The organism is Enterobacter cloacae complex sp. SHL001 (assembly GCF_049236825.1).
Lineage (GTDB): Bacteria > Pseudomonadota > Gammaproteobacteria > Enterobacterales > Enterobacteriaceae > Enterobacter > Enterobacter hormaechei_C.
The window spans coordinates 88,133-107,796 of the sequence record NZ_JBMKIP010000008.1 but is presented as its reverse complement, the minus strand read 5'-3'; the positions used below and the strand labels follow the sequence as shown (position 1 = coordinate 107,796).

Here is a 19,664-nt window from a genome sequence, read left to right as displayed (position 1 = left end):
ACAGAATGTACAGACGAAAAAAAAGACGTCTTGCGACGTCTTTCTTCTGGAATATTGGTACCGAGGATGGGACTCGAACCCACAAGCCCGTTAGGGCACTACCACCTCAAGGTAGCGTGTCTACCAATTCCACCACCTCGGTACGGAATACTTACTGCGGGATATCGCTGGTTGGCTTAGCCGGTGCAGCTGGCTGAGTTTGCTCAGTTTTTGCTGGCGCGCTCAGATTTTCCCACTCGCTTCCTTTACTGGTCTTGTTGCTGTTGATATTGCCCAGCACCAGACTGATGATGAAGAACAGCGTAGCCAGAATCGCCGTCGTACGGGTCATGAAGTTCGCAGAACCACTTGAACCGAACAGCGTACCGGAAGCGCCTGCTCCGAAGGAGGCTCCCATATCAGCGCCTTTACCTTGCTGTAGCATAATCAGCGCTACGAGAGCGATGGCTACAATAAGGAAAATAACTAAAAGAGCTTCGTACATAATCAACCTGTTCCTTGCGGATTTGCCGCATACCAATGCTTCGACCAATTAGCAGGATTTTGTTTCCCACTGAAGCGGGTGTGAATACTAACCAAAGCGAATCACCTTCGCAAGGGCATTTTCGAGGCATTGTATCAACTGCGGAAAAAAACAGCAAAAAGCCATTCATTGCTTAAAACAAAGGCGGCAAACGCCGCCTTTTTAAACACTTATTCTGAAAGATTATGCAGCTTTGACTGCATCCGCAATGCGGTGCGCAAATTCGGTTACCTGCGCTTCGTCTTCGCCTTCCACCATCACGCGGATCAGCGGCTCGGTACCCGACTTACGCAGCAGGACGCGCCCACGGCTGCCAAGAGTCGCTTCCACGTCTGCCATCACCGCTTTCACGTTATCATTTTCCAGCGGGTCGCCTTTACCCGCGGTGAAACGCACATTGACCAGAATCTGCGGGAACATTTTCATGCCGCTGCACAGATCGTGCAGGCTCATATGGTTACGCGCCATCGCGGCAACAACCTGAAGCGCCGCCACAATACCGTCACCGGTGGTGGTTTTATCAAGCAGGATCACGTGGCCGGAGTTTTCCGCGCCAATACGCCAGCCTTTCTCCTGAAGTTTTTCCAGCACGTAGCGGTCACCCACTTTCGCACGGACAAACGGGATGCCCAGCTGTTTCAGCGCCAGTTCGAGTCCCATGTTGCTCATAAGCGTACCGACCGCGCCACCGCGCAGCTGCCCCTGACGCAGGCCTTCACGCGCAATGATGTAGAGGATCTGATCGCCATCGACCTTGTTACCTTCGTGGTCAACCATGATCACACGGTCACCATCGCCATCCAGGGCAATACCCAGATCGGCCTTTTCAGCCAGGACACGCGCCTGCAAGGCACGCACGTCTGTCGCGCCAACTTCTTCGTTGATGTTCAGACCGTCCGGCTCGCAGCCGATAGTGATCACTTTCGCACCCAGCTCGCGGAACACATTCGGCGCAATGTGGTAAGTCGCACCGTTGGCACAGTCCACCACAATTTTGAGGTGTGCCAGGCTCAGCTCATTCGGGAAAGTGCCTTTGCAGAATTCAATGTAGCGGCCTGCGGCATCGACAATACGGTTTGCTTTACCCAGCTCAGCGGAGTCAACACAGGTGATCTCTTTTTCCATTTCCGCTTCAATCGCCTCTTCCACGTCATCCGGCAGTTTGGTGCCGTCGATGGAGAAGAATTTGATACCGTTGTCATAGAACGGATTATGGGAAGCTGAAATGACGATGCCCGCTTCCGCACGGAAGGTGCGGGTCAGATAGGCAACAGCAGGGGTCGGCATTGGCCCCGTAAAGGAAGCTGAAAGCCCCGCCGCCGCCAGCCCGGCTTCCAGCGCGGACTCCAGCATATAACCCGAAATACGGGTATCTTTCCCAATAATGATCTTACGGGAGCCATGACGCGCCAGCACTTTCCCCGCTGCCCAGCCCAGCTTCAGGACAAAGTCAGGGGTAATTGGCGCATCGCCTACGCGCCCACGGATGCCATCGGTACCAAAATATTTACGATTACTCATAGCGTTTGTTTTCCTTCGCTGCCAGTGTGGCTTCTACCACACGCATGGCTTCTACTGTTTCTTTTACGTCATGGACGCGAATGATGTGTGCACCTTGCATCGCGGCAATCACCGCGCAGGCCAGACTGCCGCTCAGACGTTCGCTCGGCCCGACATTCAACAACTGACCAATCATCGATTTTCTCGACATTCCCACCAGCAGTGGCAGGCCGAACTGATGAAACTCTGATAAGCGCGCAAGCAACGCGTAATTGTGTGAGAGATTTTTACCGAAACCGAAGCCCGGGTCGAGCAGCAATTTCTCTTTTGCGATACCCGCACGTTCACAGCGTTCGATATGCTCAATAAAGAAGCGGGTGACGTCGGCAAACACATCTTCATATTTTGGCGCCTCCTGCATTGTCTTAGGCTGACCCTGCATATGCATCAGACACACCGGTAGCCCGGTTTCTGCGGCGGCTTCAATCGCGCCCGGCTCGGTCAGCGAGCGGATATCATTGATAATGTGAGCGCCCACTCTCGCCACTTCACGGATCACTTCGGGTTTGGAGGTATCAACGGAGATCCACACTTCAAAGCGCCGGGCGATAGCCTCCACCACTGGCACCACGCGCGCCAGCTCTTCTTCCACCGAAACCTCCGCCGCGCCAGGCCGCGTTGACTCCCCTCCAACGTCAATGATGGTGGCACCCGCGTTAATCATTAAATTCGCGTGTTTAACCGCGTCGATAAGCGAATTATGCGTGCCGCCGTCAGAGAAGGAATCAGGCGTGACATTCAGGATCCCCATCACATGGGGATGTGAAAGGTCGAGATGCGAGTCCTGGGCGAATAGTTTCATGGTGAAGTCCCTGGGATTAATGTGGTTAAACAGATAAGAAAAACCCCGGAGCAAGCTCCAGGGTTTGAGATACAGACAAACGCTTCAACAGCAGTGACTTACTTGTCGCCCAACTGCTCTGACATGGTGTTGCCCGGGTTTGGCGTACGCGGTTCATCGACCGGACGCGGCGCACGCGGGGTGCCATTGTTGTCAGAATTGTTAGACGCGCCTGGGTCTTCCCAGCCTGCCGGCGGACGCACTTCGCGGCGCGCCATCAGGTCGTCAATCTGCGGTGCATCGATGGTCTCATATTTCATGAGCGCATCTTTCATCGAATGCAGGATGTCCATATTGTCGTTCAGGATCTGACGGGCGCGAGCGTAGTTACGTTCAATCAGCGCTTTCACTTCCTGGTCGATGATACGTGCCGTTTCATCGGACATATGTTTCGCTTTTGCCACAGAGCGGCCCAGGAATACTTCGCCCTCTTCCTCTGCATACAGCAGCGGACCGAGTTTGTCGGAGAAGCCCCACTGAGTCACCATGTTACGCGCCAGGTTTGTCGCCACTTTAATATCGTTCGACGCACCGGTGGAAACATGTTCCGCACCGTAGATAATCTCTTCAGCCAGACGACCGCCGTACAGGGTTGAAATCTGGCTTTCCAGCTTCTGACGGCTGGCGCTGATCGCGTCGCCTTCAGGCAGGAAGAAGGTCACACCCAGCGCACGACCGCGCGGAATAATCGTCACCTTGTGTACGGGATCGTGTTCCGGCACCAGACGACCGATAATCGCGTGGCCCGCTTCGTGATATGCCGTGGACTCTTTCTGCGCTTCCGTCATCACCATGGAGCGACGTTCCGCACCCATCATGATTTTGTCTTTCGCTTTCTCGAATTCCACCATGGACACCACGCGCTTGTTACCGCGAGCGGCAAACAGTGCTGCTTCGTTGACCAGGTTAGCCAGATCCGCACCGGAGAAGCCTGGAGTACCACGCGCGATGATTGCCGCGTCGATATCTGGCGCCAGCGGTACGCGTCGCATATGCACTTTCAGAATCTGTTCACGACCGCGAACATCCGGCAGACCGACCACAACCTGACGGTCAAAACGGCCTGGACGCAGCAGCGCAGGGTCGAGTACGTCCGGACGGTTAGTTGCCGCGATAACGATGATACCTTCGTTACCTTCGAAGCCGTCCATCTCAACCAGCATCTGGTTCAGCGTCTGCTCACGTTCATCGTGACCACCACCCAGGCCTGCGCCACGCTGGCGGCCTACGGCGTCGATTTCATCGATGAAGATGATGCACGGTGCTGCCTTCTTAGCCTGCTCGAACATGTCACGCACACGAGATGCACCGACACCCACGAACATTTCAACGAAGTCAGAACCTGAAATAGTAAAGAACGGCACCTTCGCTTCACCCGCGATGGCTTTTGCCAGCAGGGTTTTACCGGTACCCGGAGGGCCGACCATCAGGACGCCTTTCGGGATCTTACCGCCCAGTTTTTGGAAACGGCTCGGCTCGCGCAGGTATTCAACCAGTTCACCCACCTCTTCTTTTGCTTCGTCACAACCTGCTACGTCAGCAAACGTGGTCTTGATCTGGTCTTCCGTCAGCATACGCGCCTTGCTCTTACCGAACGACATGGCACCTTTGCCACCACCGCCCTGCATCTGGCGCATAAAGAAGATCCAGACGCCGATAAGAAGCAGCATCGGGAACCAGGAAATGAAGATAGAAGCCAGCAGGCTTGGTTCTTCCGGCGGCTCGCCTACCACTTTGACGTTTTTGGTCAGAAGGTTATCAAGCAGCTTAGGATCGTTCACCGGGATGTAAGTCGTGTAACGGTTACTATCTTTCTTGGTAACGTTGATCTCACGTCCGTTGATACGCGCTTCGCGAACCTGGTCCTGATTGACCTCTTGCAGGAAGGTAGAATAATCCACCTTGCGGCCATTCGACTCGCTGGGCCCAAAGCTCTGGAATACTGACATCAGCACAACGGCAATGACCAGCCAGAGTATTAGGTTTTTCGCCATGTCACTCAAGGGATTAACCTCATATTACAACTGTGTTAAAAACAGCGTCAGGATACTCTATATCCAGTTTCATTCAAACTTTCGCCTGAAATCTACCGGTTATCATTTTCGCCCGGTCGCTACAATATACACTTCACGGGAACGGGCCCGGGAAGAGTCCGGCTTACGAACTTTGACCTTCGCAAACAGGGAGCGAATTTCCTTAAGATACTCCTCGAAACCTTCGCCCTGAAACACCTTCACAACAAAACTACCACCAGGCGCTAGTACATCACGACACATTTCTAACGCTAGTTCCACCAGATACATGGCGCGGGGGATATCCACCGCCGGTGTTCCACACATATTTGGCGCCATATCCGACATGACAACCTGGACCTTACTGTCACCTACACGATCAAGTAGTGCTTTAAGCACTAATTCATCACGAAAGTCGCCCTGAAGGAAGTCGACACCGACGATGGGATCCATTGGTAAAAGATCGCATGCGATGATTCGGCCCGTTCCGCCGATCTGCGTAACCGCATACTGGGACCATCCGCCAGGTGCCGCACCGAGGTCGACCACCGTCATTCCCGGTTTAAAAAGTTTGTCACTTTGCTGTATTTCATCAAGTTTAAACCAGGCGCGGGAACGCAACCCCTTTTTCTGCGCCTGTTGAACATATTTATCGCTAAAGTGTTCCTGAAGCCAGCGGCTGGAGCTGGCAGAACGCTTTTTACCTGTCATTTAACATTTCCGTCCTGGTTCATCGTTGCTTGCCTGTGACGTAAATTTCTACGCAGCTATTTGGCGATATTAGGGAGATGGCGGTAGAATGAACCGTTTTCAATCCCAACGTAAGCAAAAATATACGATGAATCTGAGTACTAAACAAAAACAGCACCTTAAAGGTCTGGCACATCCGCTCAAGCCTGTAGTGATGCTTGGCAACAATGGTTTGACCGAAGGGGTGCTTGCCGAGATTGAACAAGCGCTGGAACACCACGAGCTGATCAAGGTGAAAATCGCCTCTGAAGACAGAGACACTAAAAACCTGATCGTGGAAGCCATCGTGCGCGAAACCGGCGCCTGTAATGTACAGGTCATCGGTAAAACGCTGGTGCTCTATCGCCCATCAAAAGAGCGCAAAATCTCGCTGCCACGTTAAGGATATCCTGAATCGAACACATTTTCTGTGTGAAACGAGGGATTTCTTTCAGCAGGCGAGCAAAATGCCATGCTCCTTGAGTTGATAAAAGGCCGCTATGCGGCCTTTTTCTTTTCTTTACAATGTATCAACATCTTAGTAGAGAAGCGAATTACAGGTATTCAACCTTAATAATTTCGTATTCCACTTCACCACCAGGGGTGCGGATGGTGACCACATCGTCCTGCTCTTTGCCAATCAGGCCACGAGCAATCGGCGAGTTCACCGAAATCAGGTTCTGTTTGAAGTCCGCTTCATCATCACCCACGATGCGATAGGTCTGCTCTTCGTCGTTGTCCAGATTCAGGACGCTGACGGTAGAGCCGAAGATCACACGGCCATTATTTGGCATTTTGGTGATATCGATAACCTGCGCGTTAGACAGTTTCGCCTCGATATCTTTAATGCGCCCCTCACAGAAACCCTGCTGCTCACGCGCCGCGTGGTATTCAGCATTCTCTTTCAGGTCGCCATGCTCACGCGCTTCCGCGATAGCGGCGATGATTTCAGGGCGACGCACGGATTTGAGAAAATCCAGCTCTTCGCGCAGTTTTTCGGCACCACGTAAGGTCATCGGAATAGCTTGCATTTGTTATACCTCTTAAACATTCCTGTTGGGAGCAGTGTTCCCTGCTCCAGCCCACCTGAACAGGCCAGAAGCAAAAAGAAAACCGACCCGGGAGCAACGCCCCAGGTCAGCAGCAATTTTTCAATTTGATACGCATTTTACCGCGAAGTTCACTATGGGTCATCGTTTACTTTACAGTGCCATGCACCGTAGTATGACGGTTTGTTTTCGGGTTGTTAGCGCGAGATTATGCGATTTTCCAGTTTTATCATCGGATTGACTACCAGTATAACGTTCACCGTTCAGGCCGCGAATGTTGATGAGTACATTAATCAACTGCCCGCCGGCGCGAACCTTGCCCTGATGGTGCAGAAGGTTGGCGCGCAGGCTCCCGAGATTGACTATCACAGTCAACAGATGGCGCTGCCTGCCAGTACCCAGAAGGTGATCACTGCCCTCGCCGCCCTGCTCCAGCTCGGGCCTGACTTCCGTTTTACTACCACCCTTGAAACCAGAGGTAACGTTGAGGGTGGCGAACTGAAAGGTGATCTTATCGCCCGTTTTGGTGGCGATCCCACCTTTAAGCGCCAGGATGTCCGCAATATGGTGGCGGTACTGAAAAAATCCGGCGTAACAAAAATTGATGGCAACGTGCTGATCGACACCTCCATTTTCGCCAGCCACGATAAAGCGCCTGGCTGGCCGTGGAACGACATGACGCAGTGCTTTAGCGCCCCGCCAGCCGCCGCCATCGTTGACCGTAACTGCTTCTCCGTATCGCTTTACAGCGCGCCAAAACCAAATGACTTAGCTTTTATCCGCGTGGCCTCATACTACCCGGTCACGATGTTCAGCCAGGTGCGGACGCTGGCGAAAGGCTCCCCGGAGGCGCAGTATTGCGAGCTGGACGTGGTACCGGGCGATCTCAATCGCTATACGCTCACCGGCTGCCTGACCCAGCGGGCCGATCCCCTCCCGCTGGCCTTCGCCATTCAGGATGGCGCGGGCTATGCCGGTGCCATTTTTAAAGATGAACTGAAGCAGGCGGGCATAACCTACACTGGAACGCTGCTGCGCCAGACGCAGGTAAATGAGCCAGGCACGGTGATTGCCAGCAAACAGTCCGCGCCACTGCATGATTTGCTTAAGATTATGCTGAAAAAGTCGGATAACATGATTGCCGATACGGTGTTCCGCATGATCGGGCACGCGCGCTTTGGTGTGCCGGGCACCTGGCGGGCCGGTTCTGATGCCGTACGTCAGATCCTGCGCCAGCAGGCAGGTATCGATCTGGGCAATACGATCGCCGTTGATGGTTCCGGTTTATCGCGTCATAACCTGATCTCCCCGGCCACCATGATGCAGGTGTTGCAGTATATTGCTCAGCATGACGCTGAGCTAAACTTTATTACGATGCTGCCGCTTGCCGGACATGACGGCTCTCTTCAGTACCGCGCGGGCCTTCACGCTGCGGGCGTGGATGGCAAAGTGTCAGCCAAAACGGGTTCCCTGCAAGGCGTTTACAACCTTGCCGGTTTTATCACTACCGCCAGCGGACAACGCATGGCATTTGTGCAGTATCTTTCCGGCTATGCCGTCGAACCGGCTGACCAGCGCAATCGCCGTATTCCACTGGTGCGTTTCGAAAGCAGGCTCTATAAGGACATCTACCAGAATAACTAGCGATGAAACTACTGATAGTTGAAGACGATCTGTTATTGCAGGAAGGGTTAGCGCTGGCGCTGGGGAATGAAGGCTACGCCCTGGATTGTGCCACCACGGCCGCTGAAGCAGATGCCCTGATCCAGAGCGGTGAATACAGCCTCGTGATCCTGGATTTAGGGCTGCCGGATAAAGACGGCGCGACGCTGCTCTGCCAGTGGCGTCGTCGCGGGGTTGAGAATCCCGTCTTGATTCTCACCGCCCGCGATGCCATTGAAGACAGAATTAACGGGCTGGATTCTGGCGCTGACGATTATCTGGTAAAACCCTTCGCCCTTGCCGAGCTACAGGCTCGCGTACGGGCGTTGATCCGCCGCTATCAGGGCCACAGCGACAACCTGCTGACGGACGGAGATATCACCCTCAATCTGCAAACTCAGCAGGTGTTGCGCCAGTCTCAGCCTGTGGAAGTGACGCCAAAAGAGTTCGCTCTGCTGACGCGCCTGATCATGCGCAGCGGGCAGACCGTGCACCGTGAAACGCTGCAACAGGACATCTACTCCTGGCAGGACGATCCGGGATCAAACACGCTTGAAGTTCACATTCATAATCTGCGGCGCAAGCTCGGTAAAGATCGCATCAAAACCGTACGCGGCGTGGGTTACCGTCTGGAGAGCCAGAAATGAACAGTATGCGCCGGCGATTAATGGTGTTGCTGGCGGTTATTCTGCTATTTTTTCAACTCATTAGCGTAGTCTGGCTGTGGCATGAGAGCCGCGAGCAGATCGGTTTTCTGGTGAACGAAACGTTGTCCGCCAAAGCGCGCAACAACCATGTCGAAAAAGAGATCCGCGAAGCCATTGCCTCCCTGCTGGTCCCTTCTCTGGTAATGGTCGGTTTTACCCTGCTCTTCTCATTCTGGGCAGTCACCTGGATCACCCGACCACTCAACAAACTTCGCGCCAGCCTTGCGAATCGTTCGGCGGATAATCTGACTCCCCTGCCGATGTATTCCGATATGGAAGAGATAGGCGCTGTGACCGCGTCGCTCAATCAACTCCTCGCCCGGCTGGACCACACTATTCAACAGGAACGCCTGTTTACCGCCGATGCGGCACACGAGTTACGTACGCCGCTTGCGGGGATCAGGCTCCATCTGGAACTGATGGCTCAGTCCGGTTCCCCGCAGGCCACGCCACTGATAAGCCGTATCGATCAGTTGATGCACACGGTAGAACAGCTGCTGATGCTGGCGCGTGCCGGGCAGGCGATGGCCAGCGGCCATTACGATACCGTGAACTGGACAGAGACGATCATTGCTCCGCTCAGCCTGGAGCATGAAGCCAAAGAGCATACGGTAATATGGCCGGCCCACAGCGCGCTGACGGTACAGGGGGACGCCGTCCTGTTACGTCTGATGCTAAGGAACCTTCTGGAGAATGCCGCCCGCTACAGCCCAGCAGGCACAACCATTGAAGTGGCATTAACAGCGACGGAGGGCGGTACCCGGGTGAGCGTTACCGATCAGGGGCCGGGTATTGATGAGGCGCACCGCCAGTCGATCACCGAACCTTTCCGACGTCTCGACCAGCGCTACGGCGGCAGCGGCCTTGGGCTGAGCATCGTACAGCGTATCGTACAGCTCCATCATGGCCATTTAACGCTGGAGAACGGCGCTGAGGGCGGCCTCATCGCCAGCTGTTGGTTACCGGCGAAAATAGGATAAAAAAAAGCCCCGTTAAGGGGCTTTATACAGGGGTTAGTGCTTGTAGATGAACTCGACGCCTTCTTCGTCGTCTTCATCCCAGTCATCGTCCCAGTCTTCATCATCTTCTTCCGCTTCCAGCTCTTCGAGCTGCTGGCGGTGGTAGTCATCCCACATGAATTCGACTTTTTCAGGCTGTTTCGCCTCTTCTGCCTGAACAACCGGATTCTCGATGATAAAGGTCATCACATCCCAGCAGAGATCTTTCACGCCAACCTGGCTGGCGGCAGAGATCAGATAGTACTTATCTTCCCAACCCATCGCGTCGGCAATCGCTTTAGCTTTCGCTTCAGCTTCCGCTTTATCCATCAGGTCGATCTTGTTAAATACCAGCCAGCGCGGTTTTTGCGCCAGTTTTTCACTGTATTTCTCCAGCTCGCCAATAATAATACGGGCGTTTTCAACCGGATCGGAACCGTCGATTGGATCGATGTCGATGAGGTGCAACAGTACGCGACAACGCTCAAGGTGCTTCAGGAAGCGAATACCCAGACCGGCGCCTTCTGCTGCCCCTTCAATCAGACCCGGGATGTCAGCGACCACAAAGCTCTTCTCGTTATCCATACGGACAACGCCCAGGCTCGGCACCAGCGTCGTAAACGGATAATCCGCTACTTTGGGTTTCGCCGCAGAGACCGCACGGATAAACGTCGATTTACCGGCGTTTGGCATACCCAGCATCCCCACATCCGCCAGCAGCATCAGTTCCAGTTGCAGGTCGCGCTTATCACCCGGGGTACCCATGGTTTTCTGACGCGGGGTACGGTTAACGGAAGATTTGAAACGGCTGTTACCCAGACCATGCCAGCCGCCTTTCGCCACCATCAGGCGCTGACCGTGTTTGGTCATATCACCCATGGTTTCGCCCGTGCCCTGATCGATGACACGCGTACCCACCGGCACTTTGATCGTCACGTCTTTACCGCGTTTACCGGTACAGTCGCGGCTCTGGCCGTTCTGGCCACGCTCGGCGCGGAAAGATTTTTCGAAACGGTAGTCGATCAGCGTGTTGAGGTTTTCATCCGCCTCCAGCCACACGTCGCCACCGTCCCCACCGTCACCGCCGTCAGGACCGCCACGAGGAATATATTTTTCACGGCGGAAGCTTACACAACCGTTACCGCCATCACCTGCCACGACCAGAATCGTCGCTTCATCAACAAACTTCATTTTACTCTCCGTAACTCATTCGCCTGAGCGGGGGACTATTACAACCGCTTCATTTTTGCGCCAACGCCCCCAAAGACGATGACCAATGGCGGAATACATCGCGCCCGCAACCACGACAAACGCACCGAGATAACCCAACAGGTTGAGCATCGGCTTGACGAAGACATCGGGCCAGGCCATTGATAACAAATCTGAAAATAACAGCGTAAACAGCGGGGTAAGCGTGATTAAGGCGCTCACCTGTGCTGCCTGCCAGCGCGCCATGGCTTCAGCCAGAGCGCCATAACCGACCAGCGTATTCAGCCCACAAAAAATGAGGCACGCCAGTTGCCAGTCGCTGAGCTGGGTAATTACACCCGGCTTCGCTAAAGGCAATAATGCCAGTGTACACAAAGTGTACAGCAAAAAGAGGATCTGCTGTGAGGCAAGACGGCGCAATAACACCTTTTGCGCGACGCCATAACTCACCCAGACCGTTGCTGCACCCACCCCAAAAATGACACCCCAGGTGTAATCCGTCAGGCGGGTAAAAATCTCAATCAGGCTGGTGTTAAAGAACATCACCAGCCCGCAAAGCAGCATGCTTGCCCCGATGATCTGCGTGCCGCGCATCTTCTCCTTGAGGATGAATACGCTGGCGACCATCATGCCGACCGGTGAAAGCTGACCAATCACCTGCGACGCTGTAGGGCTAAGATATTGCAGGGAAGAGCTGAACAGAATGAAGTTACCGAACAGACCGCCCGTCGCGATAGCCAGTAACACCAGCCAACGCGGTTTTCGGAAGATGCGCAGCGGTGGCAGCTTACCTTTGACGGCCAGAATGGCGCCCAGGCCTATGCTTGCCATCAGGAAGCGATAAAACACCACCGTCGGTGGCTCCATGACTTCCAGTACCTGCTTCATTGCAATTGGCAGCGCACCCCAGCACATTGCGGTAGTGAGCGCCAAAAGAATACCCATGCCGGCCTGCTGCTTCATGCCCGTTTTCCCTACAGAAAATTTTCCGGGTTTCCAATGTAAAAAGCCCCGCAACACGTTGCGGGGCTTTAATCCGTTACCGGACCGAGAAAACCTTACTCAGCAACGATGCTGATGTATTTACGGTTGTTCGGGCCTTTAACTTCAAATTTCACTTTACCGTCTGCTTTAGCAAACAGAGTGTGGTCACGACCGCAACCTACGTTGGTACCCGCGTGGAACTTGGTGCCACGCTGACGAACGATGATGCTACCCGCCAGAACGGATTCGCCACCAAAACGCTTAACGCCCAGGCGTTTAGCTTCTGAATCGCGACCGTTACGTGTGGAGCCGCCAGCCTTTTTATGTGCCATTTAAATCTCTCCTCAGGTCTTAGGCGCTGATGCCAGTAATTTTCACATCAGTGAACCACTGACGGTGGCCCTGCTGCTTACGATAGTGTTTACGACGACGAAACTTAACGATTTTAACTTTCTCGCCACGACCGTGAGCAACAACTTCAGCTTTGATAACGCCGCCATCAACGAAAGGAACGCCGATTTTGACTTCTTCACCGTTTGCGATCATCAGAACTTCAGCGAACTCAACAGATTCGCCAGTTGCGATGTCCAGCTTTTCCAGGCGAACGGTCTGACCTTCGCTTACTCGGTGTTGTTTACCACCACTTTGGAAAACCGCGTACATATAAACTCCGCTTCCGCGCACATCCTCGTATGATTCAGAGTGCGCTATAAATATTCACAATAGGGCGCGAATATTACGCAAAACGCGAGCCTTTGACAAGTGCTACCATCAATACATGAAGAAAAAAAACACAACACGTACGGTAACGTTTATCTGAGCCGTTTTTTCAGTACAATCAGCAATACTATTTATAAACCGAAACCCTTTGTGTACCCATCTCGTGTGGGATAAACAGGATAAAAAGCCCGGCTTTTGCGATGAATTTAGAAAAAATCAATGAGTTAACCGCGCAAGATATGGCGGGTGTGAATGCAGCAATCCTGGAGCAACTCAACTCTGACGTTCAGCTGATCAATCAGTTGGGCTATTACATCGTCAGCGGCGGCGGTAAACGTATTCGTCCGATGATTGCCATTCTGGCCGCACGCGCGGTTGGCTATCAGGGAAATGCCCACGTCACGATCGCGGCGCTGATCGAATTTATCCACACCGCCACCCTGCTTCACGACGATGTTGTGGATGAATCAGACATGCGTCGTGGTAAAGCCACCGCCAACGCCGCGTTTGGTAATGCGGCAAGCGTTCTGGTAGGCGATTTTATCTATACCCGAGCCTTCCAGATGATGACCAGCCTTGGCTCGCTGAAGGTGCTGGAAGTGATGTCAGAAGCCGTGAACGTTATCGCTGAAGGTGAAGTCCTACAGCTGATGAACGTCAACGACCCGGACATCACCGAAGAAAACTATATGCGGGTGATTTACAGCAAGACCGCACGTCTGTTCGAAGCCGCCGCGCAATGCTCCGGCATTCTGGCAGGCTGTAGCGAAGCTCAGGAAAAGGGCCTTCAGGACTATGGCCGTTACCTCGGCACCGCGTTCCAGCTGATTGATGATTTGCTGGACTACAGCGCGGATGGCGAAACGCTCGGTAAAAACGTCGGCGATGACCTGAACGAAGGCAAGCCAACGCTGCCGCTGCTCCACGCGATGCGCAATGGCACACCAGAGCAGGCGAAAATGATCCGGGAGGCTATCGAGCAGGGAAATGGACGCCATCTTCTGGAACCGGTACTGGAAACAATGGCTATCTGCGGCTCCCTGGAATGGACGCGTCAGCGCGCTGAAGAAGAAGCGGACAAAGCCATCGCCGCCATTCAGGTCATTCCCGACAGCCCATGGCGTGATGCGCTAATCGGCCTCGCGCACATCGCCGTCCAGCGCGACCGATAATCCCCTCCTCATCTCCCTGCTCCCACGCAGGGAGATTCCAGTACACACCAATAAATTACATTTCCGCGTAAGCCCATCGGGTTACAGGCCGCATGTATAAAGCCGTGCCTTATTCTGAATATTGCTTCTCGTAACATGAACTTTTTAGAACACATGTTCGAAGTGAGTATAGTAATGCTGTCTTTTCACACGAAACGACGTGGACGATAACGAACACAAGGACAGCATTATGGATACAAAATTCATCGACTGGCATTCTGCTGACATTATTGCGGCACTGCGTAAAAAAGGAACATCGCTGGCTGCCGAATCACGTCGTCATGGGCTAAGCTCGTCGACGCTGGCAAACGCCCTGACCCGCCCATGGCCGAAGGGGGAACTGATTATCGCGACGGCGCTGGATACGCATCCGTGGGTGATATGGCCGTCACGCTACCACGATCCTATTACCCATGAATTTATCGACAGAACGCGCATGATGCGCCAGGGCAAAACGAAGAAAGCACATCAGGACTGATGCACCAGGATTGACAGGAACAGCAATCCCCCGGCCTGTTATGGCAGGGGGGTGCCGGAACGATTACTCGCCCTTCACACGCTCGATATTTGCACCCAGCGCGCGCAGTTTGTCCTCAATACGCTCGTATCCACGATCGATGTGGTAGATACGATCGACAACGGTAGTCCCTTCCGCAATACAACCTGCCAATACGAGGCTCGCAGACGCGCGCAGATCGGTCGCCATCACCTGCGCACCGGACAGTTTTTCAACGCCGTGGCAAATTACCGTGTTGCTTTCAATCTCAGCATGCGCACCCATACGGATCAGTTCCGGTACGTGCATGAAACGGTTTTCGAAGATAGTTTCCGTGATGAAGCCCGTGCCTTCGGCCACCAGGTTCAACAGCGTGAACTGTGCCTGCATATCCGTCGGGAATGCCGGATGTGGCGCAGTACGCACGTTAACGGCTTTAGGACGCTGCCCGTGCATATCGAGGCTGATCCAGTCTTCACCGATTTCGATATCCGCACCCGCATCGCGCAGTTTCGCCAGCACCGCATCCAGGGTATCCGGCTGGGCGTTACGGCAGACAATCTTACCGCCAGAAATGGCCGCGGCCACCAGGAAAGTACCGGTTTCGATACGGTCTGGCAGTACGCGATACACACCACCACCCAGACGTTCAACGCCTTCGATGGTGATACGGTCTGTGCCCTGCCCGCTGATCTTCGCCCCCAGCGCGACCAGGAAGTTCGCGGTATCCACGATCTCCGGCTCACGGGCGGCGTTTTCGATGATGGTAGTGCCTTCTGCCAGCGTAGCAGCCGACATGATGGTGACCGTTGCGCCCACGCTCACTTTGTCCATGACAATGTGCGCGCCTTTCAGACGACCATTGACGGACGCTTTAACGTAACCCTCTTCCAGCTTGATCTCCGCGCCGAGTTTTTCCAGGCCGAAGATATGCAGGTCAACGGGACGCGCGCCGATAGCGCATCCGCCCGGCAGTGAAACCTGTCCCTGACCGAAACGCGCCACCAGCGGACCAAGCGCCCAGATGGAAGCACGCATGGTTTTCACCAGCTCATACGGCGCTGAGAAGTTGTTCACGTTGCTGGCATCGATCCAGACGGAACCGTTACGCTCCACTTTGGTGCCCAACTGGCCGAGCAACTTCATGGTCGTGTCGATATCTTTCAGCTTCGGTACGTTCTGGATCTCTACCGGCTCTTCTGCGAGCAGCGCAGCGAAAAGAATGGGCAGCGCGGCGTTTTTAGCGCCAGAAATTGTGACTTCGCCCTGGAGACGCGTGGGTCCCTGTACACGAAATTTATCCATCGTTTGCTCTCTTATAAATTCAACCGTGCTGCGGGCGTTTCGCCCTCAGCTCAAAAACCGTTTAGTTTGCGATCGCGTGCCCACTCCTGTGGGGTGAACGCTTTAATCGACAGGGCGTGGATGCGGTTATCCGCAATGTATTCCATCAGCGGCGCGTACACAGCCTGCTGTTTCTTCACGCGACTCATTCCGTCAAACATCTCACCCACAGCAATAACCTGGAAGTGACTGCCATCGCCAGAGACGTGGGCTTCCTGAAGGGAGAGTGCATTCATCAGCACAGTCTGGATTTCATTATTTTCCATGGGGTCTACATCATCTGATAGTGAAAACAAGCTCAACATCTTAGAGCAAAGTGGCGCGGTCTTAAACAAGCAAAAAGCCCCGACGCGTAAACTGTCGGGGCTTTAAGAAGTAACGTACTGAAAAAATTAGCGAGGTAATACGTCTTCGGGCAAATTGTAAAGCTGTGCAAGGGTAATCACGTTATCGCTTACCCCCGTCAGGGTAACGCTGCTCCCCTGCTTTTTGCCCGTGGCCACCAGGTGCGCCAGCAGGGCGATACCGGCGGTATCTACCCGCGTAACGCCATGGAGATCAATCAGCGTCACGCCCTGCATCGCGTTATGGCGAGCGTCCCACAGCGGGTTAAGCAGATCCTGATCCAGCTCTCCCGTCAGCGTCAACGTCTCGCCGTCACGCGCCCAGCTAAGCTGCTGTGACATTACTTCTTCTCGTCCAGGGTAATTTTCTGACGAGAGATGGACTGAAGCTGAGCCGTCAGGCCATCGATGCCTTTAGTGCGCAGCAGATCGCTCCACTCGTTCTGTTTAGTGGTGATCATGCTGACGCCTTCAGCGATCATGTCGTACGCCTGCCAGTTTCCGGTCTGGCTGTTTTTACGCCACTGGAAGTCCAGACGAACCGGTGGACGACCGTTTGGATCGATAATCGTCACGCGAATAGGAATGATAGTGGCATCGCCCAGCGGCTGTTCAGGGGCAATCTGATAGGTCTGCCCGTGGTACATCGCCAGCGCCTGGCCGTAAGCCTGTTTCAGGTATTCACGGAACGCCGCAAAGTAAGCCTCGCGCTGTGCAGGGGTCGCGTCTTTGTAGTAACGGCCCAGCACCAGTGCGCCCGCATACTTGATCTGCACATACGGCAGCAGTTCCTGATCCACCACATCACGCAGATAATCAGGGTTAGAACGGATTTTTGGCTGTTCGTTTTTAAGACGGTCGAAGGTTTTCTTCGCGGCCTCATCCATCAGTTTGTACGGGTTACTCTGATCCGCAGCGTGCGCCGCGGTAAGAGGGGCAATGACCAGCATGGCAACCATTAACAGTCGTTTAAACATGAATGACTTCTCCTGAAATTAATTCGTCGCGCCTGGCGTCGGTTCGACGTTGGTGTGGTCTTCACTCTGCGCAGGGGCATCGTCAGACTTTTTATCATCCCCTTTACTGTTGTAAAGGAACTGACCAATCATATCTTCCAGCACCATCGCTGACTTGGTATCCTGGATTACGCTACCGTCTTTAAGGATAGTCGTTCCCAGCTCAGGATCTTCAAAACCAACGTTAAGGGCCAGATATTGCTCCCCCAGCAGGCCAGAGGTGCGGATAGAAAGCGAGCTGGTGTCCGGAATGTGGTTATAGCGCTCTTCGATATCCATCGCGACGCGCGGCAGATAGGTTTTCTCATCAAGCGTAATGTCAGCGACACGTCCGATAACGACGCCACCAATACGCACCGGTGAGCGCGCTTTCAGGCCGCCGATGTTATCGAAAGTCGCGTAGACACGATACGTCGGCTCGGCGCGAACAGAGGTGATGTCCGCCGCTCGCAGGCAGATGAACAGCGCGGCCAGCAGCGCCAGAAGCAGAAACACGCCAACCCAAATTTCATTTTTTCTCGTTTGCATGAACTCAATTCCCAAACATCAGTGCGGTGAGCACAAAATCCAGACCTAAAACGGCCAGCGACGAATGTACGACAGTACGCGTCGTTGCACGGCTAATGCCCGCCGACGTCGGAATGGCATCGTAACCATTAAACAACGCAATCCAGGTAACCGTCACAGCGAAAACCACGCTCTTGATCAGACAGTTCACCAGATCCATCCGCAGATCGATGGCGTCCTGCATGGCAGACCAGAAGAATCCGGCATCAATGCCTTTCCAGTTAACGCCAACCAGCGCGCCTCCCCAGATACCTACCGCCACAAAGAGGATAGTCAGTAACGGCAAGGAGATAACCCCGGCCCAGAAGCGCGGCGAGATTACCCGGCGCAGCGGATCGACTGCCATCATCTCCATACTGGAGAGCTGCTCGGTGGCGCGCATCAGGCCAATTTCCGCCGTCAACGCTGACCCGGCACGCCCGGCGAACAGCAGCGCGGCAACCACCGGCCCGAGTTCACGCAGCAGCGAGAGCGCCACCAGCATGCCAAGGCTGGTTTCCGCGCTGTAGGTTGTCAGCACCAGATACCCCTGCAACCCCAGCACCATGCCAATAAACAGACCCGACACGATGATGATAAGCATCGACAGCACGCCGACGTTATAAAGCTGCCGTACCAGTAACGGCGCATGCTTGCGGAACTCCGGTTTGCCGACCAGCGCGTTGAACAACATTAATCCGGCACGCCCGAACGTACTGATGGTTTTTAGGCCACGGTGTCCAAGACCCGCCAACGCATTTAACAGCATGAGTGGCTTAACTCCCTATTCCGAGTAAATCGTCATGATAGTCGCCCGCCGGATAGCGGAAAGGCACCGGCCCATCTGCGATACCGTCCAGGAACTGCCGCACGCGCGGATCGCCATTCTCCTGCAACGCCTGCGCGCTGCCGTGGGCGACGATCTTTTTGTCAGCCACAATATAGGCGTAATCAGCGATACTCAGCACTTCCGGCACGTCGTGGGAAACCACCACGCAGGTGACGCCAAGGGCGCTGTTCAGCTCCGAAATTAACTTCACCAGCACGCCCATGGTGATGGGGTCCTGCCCGACGAACGGTTCATCGAACATGATTAAATCGGGTTCCAGGGCAATAGCACGCGCCAGCGCGGCGCGGCGCGCCATCCCACCCGAGAGTTCGGACGGCATGAGTTTCGCAGCCCCCCGCAGCCCCACGGCTTCAAGCTTCATCATCACCGTACTGTGCAACAGCTCAGGAGGAAGATGGGTGTGCTCACGCAACGGATAGGCCACGTTGTCAAAAACGTTCATATCCGTGAACAGCGCGCCCGACTGAAAGAGCATGCTCATCCGTTTGCGAACCGTGTAGAGGCGCGAGCGAGACATCGCCGGGACATTTTCGCCGTCGAAGAGAATTTCGCCGCTGTCAGGGGGGATTTGCCCGCCGATAAGACGCAGCAACGTGGTTTTACCGATCCCTGACGGCCCCATGATGGCGGTGATTTTACCGCGCGGCACGGTCAGCGAAATATCATCAAATATTAACCGGTTGCCGCGCGAAAAACTGACGCCCCGGACATCGACTATATTCGCCATCGTTTGGCTCATTTATGGTTCCTTACTTACCTTGCTTCACGGCTGGCATGAAGCGTAAATCAGCCCTAAACCCCGCATTTTTACAGAATATTCACTATTGGGGTTAGCGAAAGCTGGCATTTGTTTTACTTTTCCG

At 54.2% G+C, this 19,664-nt stretch carries 23 protein-coding genes and 1 tRNA gene; 6 read left to right on the top strand and 18 right to left on the bottom strand.

Annotated features, from left to right (window positions below):
- Positions 1-55: 55 nt before the first annotated feature.
- The 6 genes from ACOTYH_RS19045 to rlmE all read right to left on the bottom strand — a co-directional run bounded on the left by ACOTYH_RS19045 (position 56) and on the right by rlmE (position 5,647).
- Positions 56-142: transfer RNA gene (locus ACOTYH_RS19045), tRNA-Leu, on the bottom strand.
- A 9-nt stretch (positions 143-151) separates the two neighbouring features.
- Positions 152-484 carry a preprotein translocase subunit SecG gene (gene secG, locus ACOTYH_RS19040; protein ID WP_003861803.1) on the bottom strand — a complete coding sequence of 111 codons (333 nt, stop codon included), beginning with the start codon at positions 482-484 and terminating at the stop codon, positions 152-154.
- 222 nt (positions 485-706) lie between these two features.
- The gene (gene glmM, locus ACOTYH_RS19035; RefSeq protein ID WP_017693917.1) at positions 707-2,044 is read right to left on the bottom strand and encodes a phosphoglucosamine mutase; all 1,338 of its coding nucleotides are present in this window, start codon (positions 2,042-2,044) and stop codon (positions 707-709) included.
- The gene (folP, locus tag ACOTYH_RS19030) at positions 2,037-2,885 is read right to left on the bottom strand and encodes a dihydropteroate synthase (RefSeq protein WP_003861807.1); all 849 of its coding nucleotides are present in this window, start codon (positions 2,883-2,885) and stop codon (positions 2,037-2,039) included. Before folP ends, glmM begins: the two co-directional genes overlap by 8 nt.
- Positions 2,886-2,983: 98 nt before the next feature.
- Complete coding sequence (ftsH, locus tag ACOTYH_RS19025; protein WP_003861810.1) at positions 2,984-4,918, bottom strand: ATP-dependent zinc metalloprotease FtsH; 1,935 nt, start codon at positions 4,916-4,918, stop codon at positions 2,984-2,986.
- A gap of 102 nt (positions 4,919-5,020) precedes the next feature.
- Positions 5,021-5,647, bottom strand: a complete 627-nt coding sequence (gene rlmE / locus ACOTYH_RS19020; RefSeq protein WP_003861812.1) for a 23S rRNA (uridine(2552)-2'-O)-methyltransferase RlmE — start codon at positions 5,645-5,647, stop codon at positions 5,021-5,023.
- A gap of 127 nt (positions 5,648-5,774) precedes the next feature.
- On the opposite strand from rlmE, the gene yhbY reads away from it, so the two are divergent.
- Positions 5,775-6,068: a ribosome assembly RNA-binding protein YhbY gene (yhbY, locus tag ACOTYH_RS19015; RefSeq protein WP_003861814.1), complete on the top strand. Its 294-nt coding sequence runs from the start codon at positions 5,775-5,777 to the stop codon at positions 6,066-6,068.
- A gap of 151 nt (positions 6,069-6,219) precedes the next feature.
- On the opposite strand, the gene greA is transcribed toward yhbY, so the two are convergent.
- Positions 6,220-6,696 carry a transcription elongation factor GreA gene (gene greA, locus ACOTYH_RS19010; protein WP_006812122.1) on the bottom strand — a complete coding sequence of 159 codons (477 nt, stop codon included), beginning with the start codon at positions 6,694-6,696 and terminating at the stop codon, positions 6,220-6,222.
- 228 nt (positions 6,697-6,924) lie between these two features.
- Here greA and dacB point away from each other — a divergent pair, with 228 nt between their 5' ends.
- From dacB to pmrB, 3 genes are read left to right on the top strand one after another with little or no spacing between them, the layout of a single operon-like run.
- Positions 6,925-8,358, top strand: coding sequence for a serine-type D-Ala-D-Ala carboxypeptidase (dacB, locus tag ACOTYH_RS19005; RefSeq protein ID WP_003861817.1), 1,434 nt, complete (start codon positions 6,925-6,927; stop codon positions 8,356-8,358).
- A gap of 2 nt (positions 8,359-8,360) precedes the next feature.
- On the top strand, positions 8,361-9,023 hold the full coding sequence (gene pmrA / locus ACOTYH_RS19000) for a two-component system response regulator PmrA (protein ID WP_015571977.1): 663 nt from the start codon (positions 8,361-8,363) through the stop codon (positions 9,021-9,023).
- Entirely contained in the window at positions 9,020-10,063 is a 1,044-nt protein-coding gene (gene pmrB, locus ACOTYH_RS18995; protein WP_045141577.1) for a two-component system sensor histidine kinase PmrB, read from the top strand. The genes pmrA and pmrB overlap by 4 nt, the downstream gene beginning before the upstream one ends.
- 33 nt (positions 10,064-10,096) lie before the next feature.
- Here the strand turns inward: pmrB and cgtA are convergent, their stop codons facing one another.
- The 4 genes from cgtA to rplU all read right to left on the bottom strand — a co-directional run bounded on the left by cgtA (position 10,097) and on the right by rplU (position 12,937).
- Positions 10,097-11,272 (bottom strand): Obg family GTPase CgtA, encoded by a 1,176-nt coding sequence (cgtA, locus tag ACOTYH_RS18990; protein ID WP_006812124.1) that lies wholly within the window; start codon positions 11,270-11,272, stop codon positions 10,097-10,099.
- 15 nt (positions 11,273-11,287) lie between these two features.
- Positions 11,288-12,253, bottom strand: coding sequence for a DMT family transporter (locus tag ACOTYH_RS18985; protein ID WP_015571979.1), 966 nt, complete (start codon positions 12,251-12,253; stop codon positions 11,288-11,290).
- A 95-nt stretch (positions 12,254-12,348) separates the two neighbouring features.
- Entirely contained in the window at positions 12,349-12,606 is a 258-nt protein-coding gene (gene rpmA / locus ACOTYH_RS18980) for a 50S ribosomal protein L27 (RefSeq protein WP_003861831.1), read from the bottom strand.
- A 19-nt stretch (positions 12,607-12,625) separates the two neighbouring features.
- The gene (rplU, locus tag ACOTYH_RS18975) at positions 12,626-12,937 is read right to left on the bottom strand and encodes a 50S ribosomal protein L21 (protein ID WP_003025032.1); all 312 of its coding nucleotides are present in this window, start codon (positions 12,935-12,937) and stop codon (positions 12,626-12,628) included.
- Between the two features lie 257 nt (positions 12,938-13,194).
- On the opposite strand from rplU, the gene ispB reads away from it, so the two are divergent.
- A complete protein-coding gene (ispB, locus tag ACOTYH_RS18970) occupies positions 13,195-14,166 on the top strand; it encodes an octaprenyl diphosphate synthase (protein WP_006812126.1) in 972 nt (323 codons plus the stop codon).
- Between the two features lie 229 nt (positions 14,167-14,395).
- The gene (sfsB, locus tag ACOTYH_RS18965; protein WP_020480545.1) at positions 14,396-14,683 is read left to right on the top strand and encodes a DNA-binding transcriptional regulator SfsB; all 288 of its coding nucleotides are present in this window, start codon (positions 14,396-14,398) and stop codon (positions 14,681-14,683) included.
- 63 nt (positions 14,684-14,746) lie between these two features.
- Here sfsB and murA read toward each other — a convergent pair whose 3' ends face one another.
- The 7 genes from murA to mlaF form a co-directional block, all read right to left on the bottom strand.
- Positions 14,747-16,006, bottom strand: a complete 1,260-nt coding sequence (gene murA / locus ACOTYH_RS18960; RefSeq protein WP_006812128.1) for a UDP-N-acetylglucosamine 1-carboxyvinyltransferase — start codon at positions 16,004-16,006, stop codon at positions 14,747-14,749.
- A gap of 50 nt (positions 16,007-16,056) precedes the next feature.
- Positions 16,057-16,311, bottom strand: a complete 255-nt coding sequence (gene ibaG / locus ACOTYH_RS18955) for a BolA family iron metabolism protein IbaG (RefSeq protein ID WP_003861840.1) — start codon at positions 16,309-16,311, stop codon at positions 16,057-16,059.
- 126 nt (positions 16,312-16,437) lie between these two features.
- On the bottom strand, positions 16,438-16,731 hold the full coding sequence (gene mlaB, locus ACOTYH_RS18950; protein WP_003861843.1) for a lipid asymmetry maintenance protein MlaB: 294 nt from the start codon (positions 16,729-16,731) through the stop codon (positions 16,438-16,440).
- Entirely contained in the window at positions 16,731-17,366 is a 636-nt protein-coding gene (gene mlaC / locus ACOTYH_RS18945; protein WP_006812130.1) for a phospholipid-binding protein MlaC, read from the bottom strand. Before mlaC ends, mlaB begins: the two co-directional genes overlap by 1 nt.
- 18 nt (positions 17,367-17,384) lie before the next feature.
- Positions 17,385-17,933, bottom strand: a complete 549-nt coding sequence (gene mlaD, locus ACOTYH_RS18940) for an outer membrane lipid asymmetry maintenance protein MlaD (RefSeq protein WP_006812131.1) — start codon at positions 17,931-17,933, stop codon at positions 17,385-17,387.
- Positions 17,934-17,937: 4 nt separating this feature from the next.
- Positions 17,938-18,720 (bottom strand): lipid asymmetry maintenance ABC transporter permease subunit MlaE, encoded by a 783-nt coding sequence (gene mlaE / locus ACOTYH_RS18935; RefSeq protein ID WP_003861848.1) that lies wholly within the window; start codon positions 18,718-18,720, stop codon positions 17,938-17,940.
- Positions 18,721-18,727: 7 nt separating this feature from the next.
- On the bottom strand, positions 18,728-19,540 hold the full coding sequence (gene mlaF, locus ACOTYH_RS18930; protein WP_017382730.1) for a phospholipid ABC transporter ATP-binding protein MlaF: 813 nt from the start codon (positions 19,538-19,540) through the stop codon (positions 18,728-18,730).
- Between the last annotated feature and the right edge of the window lie 124 nt (positions 19,541-19,664).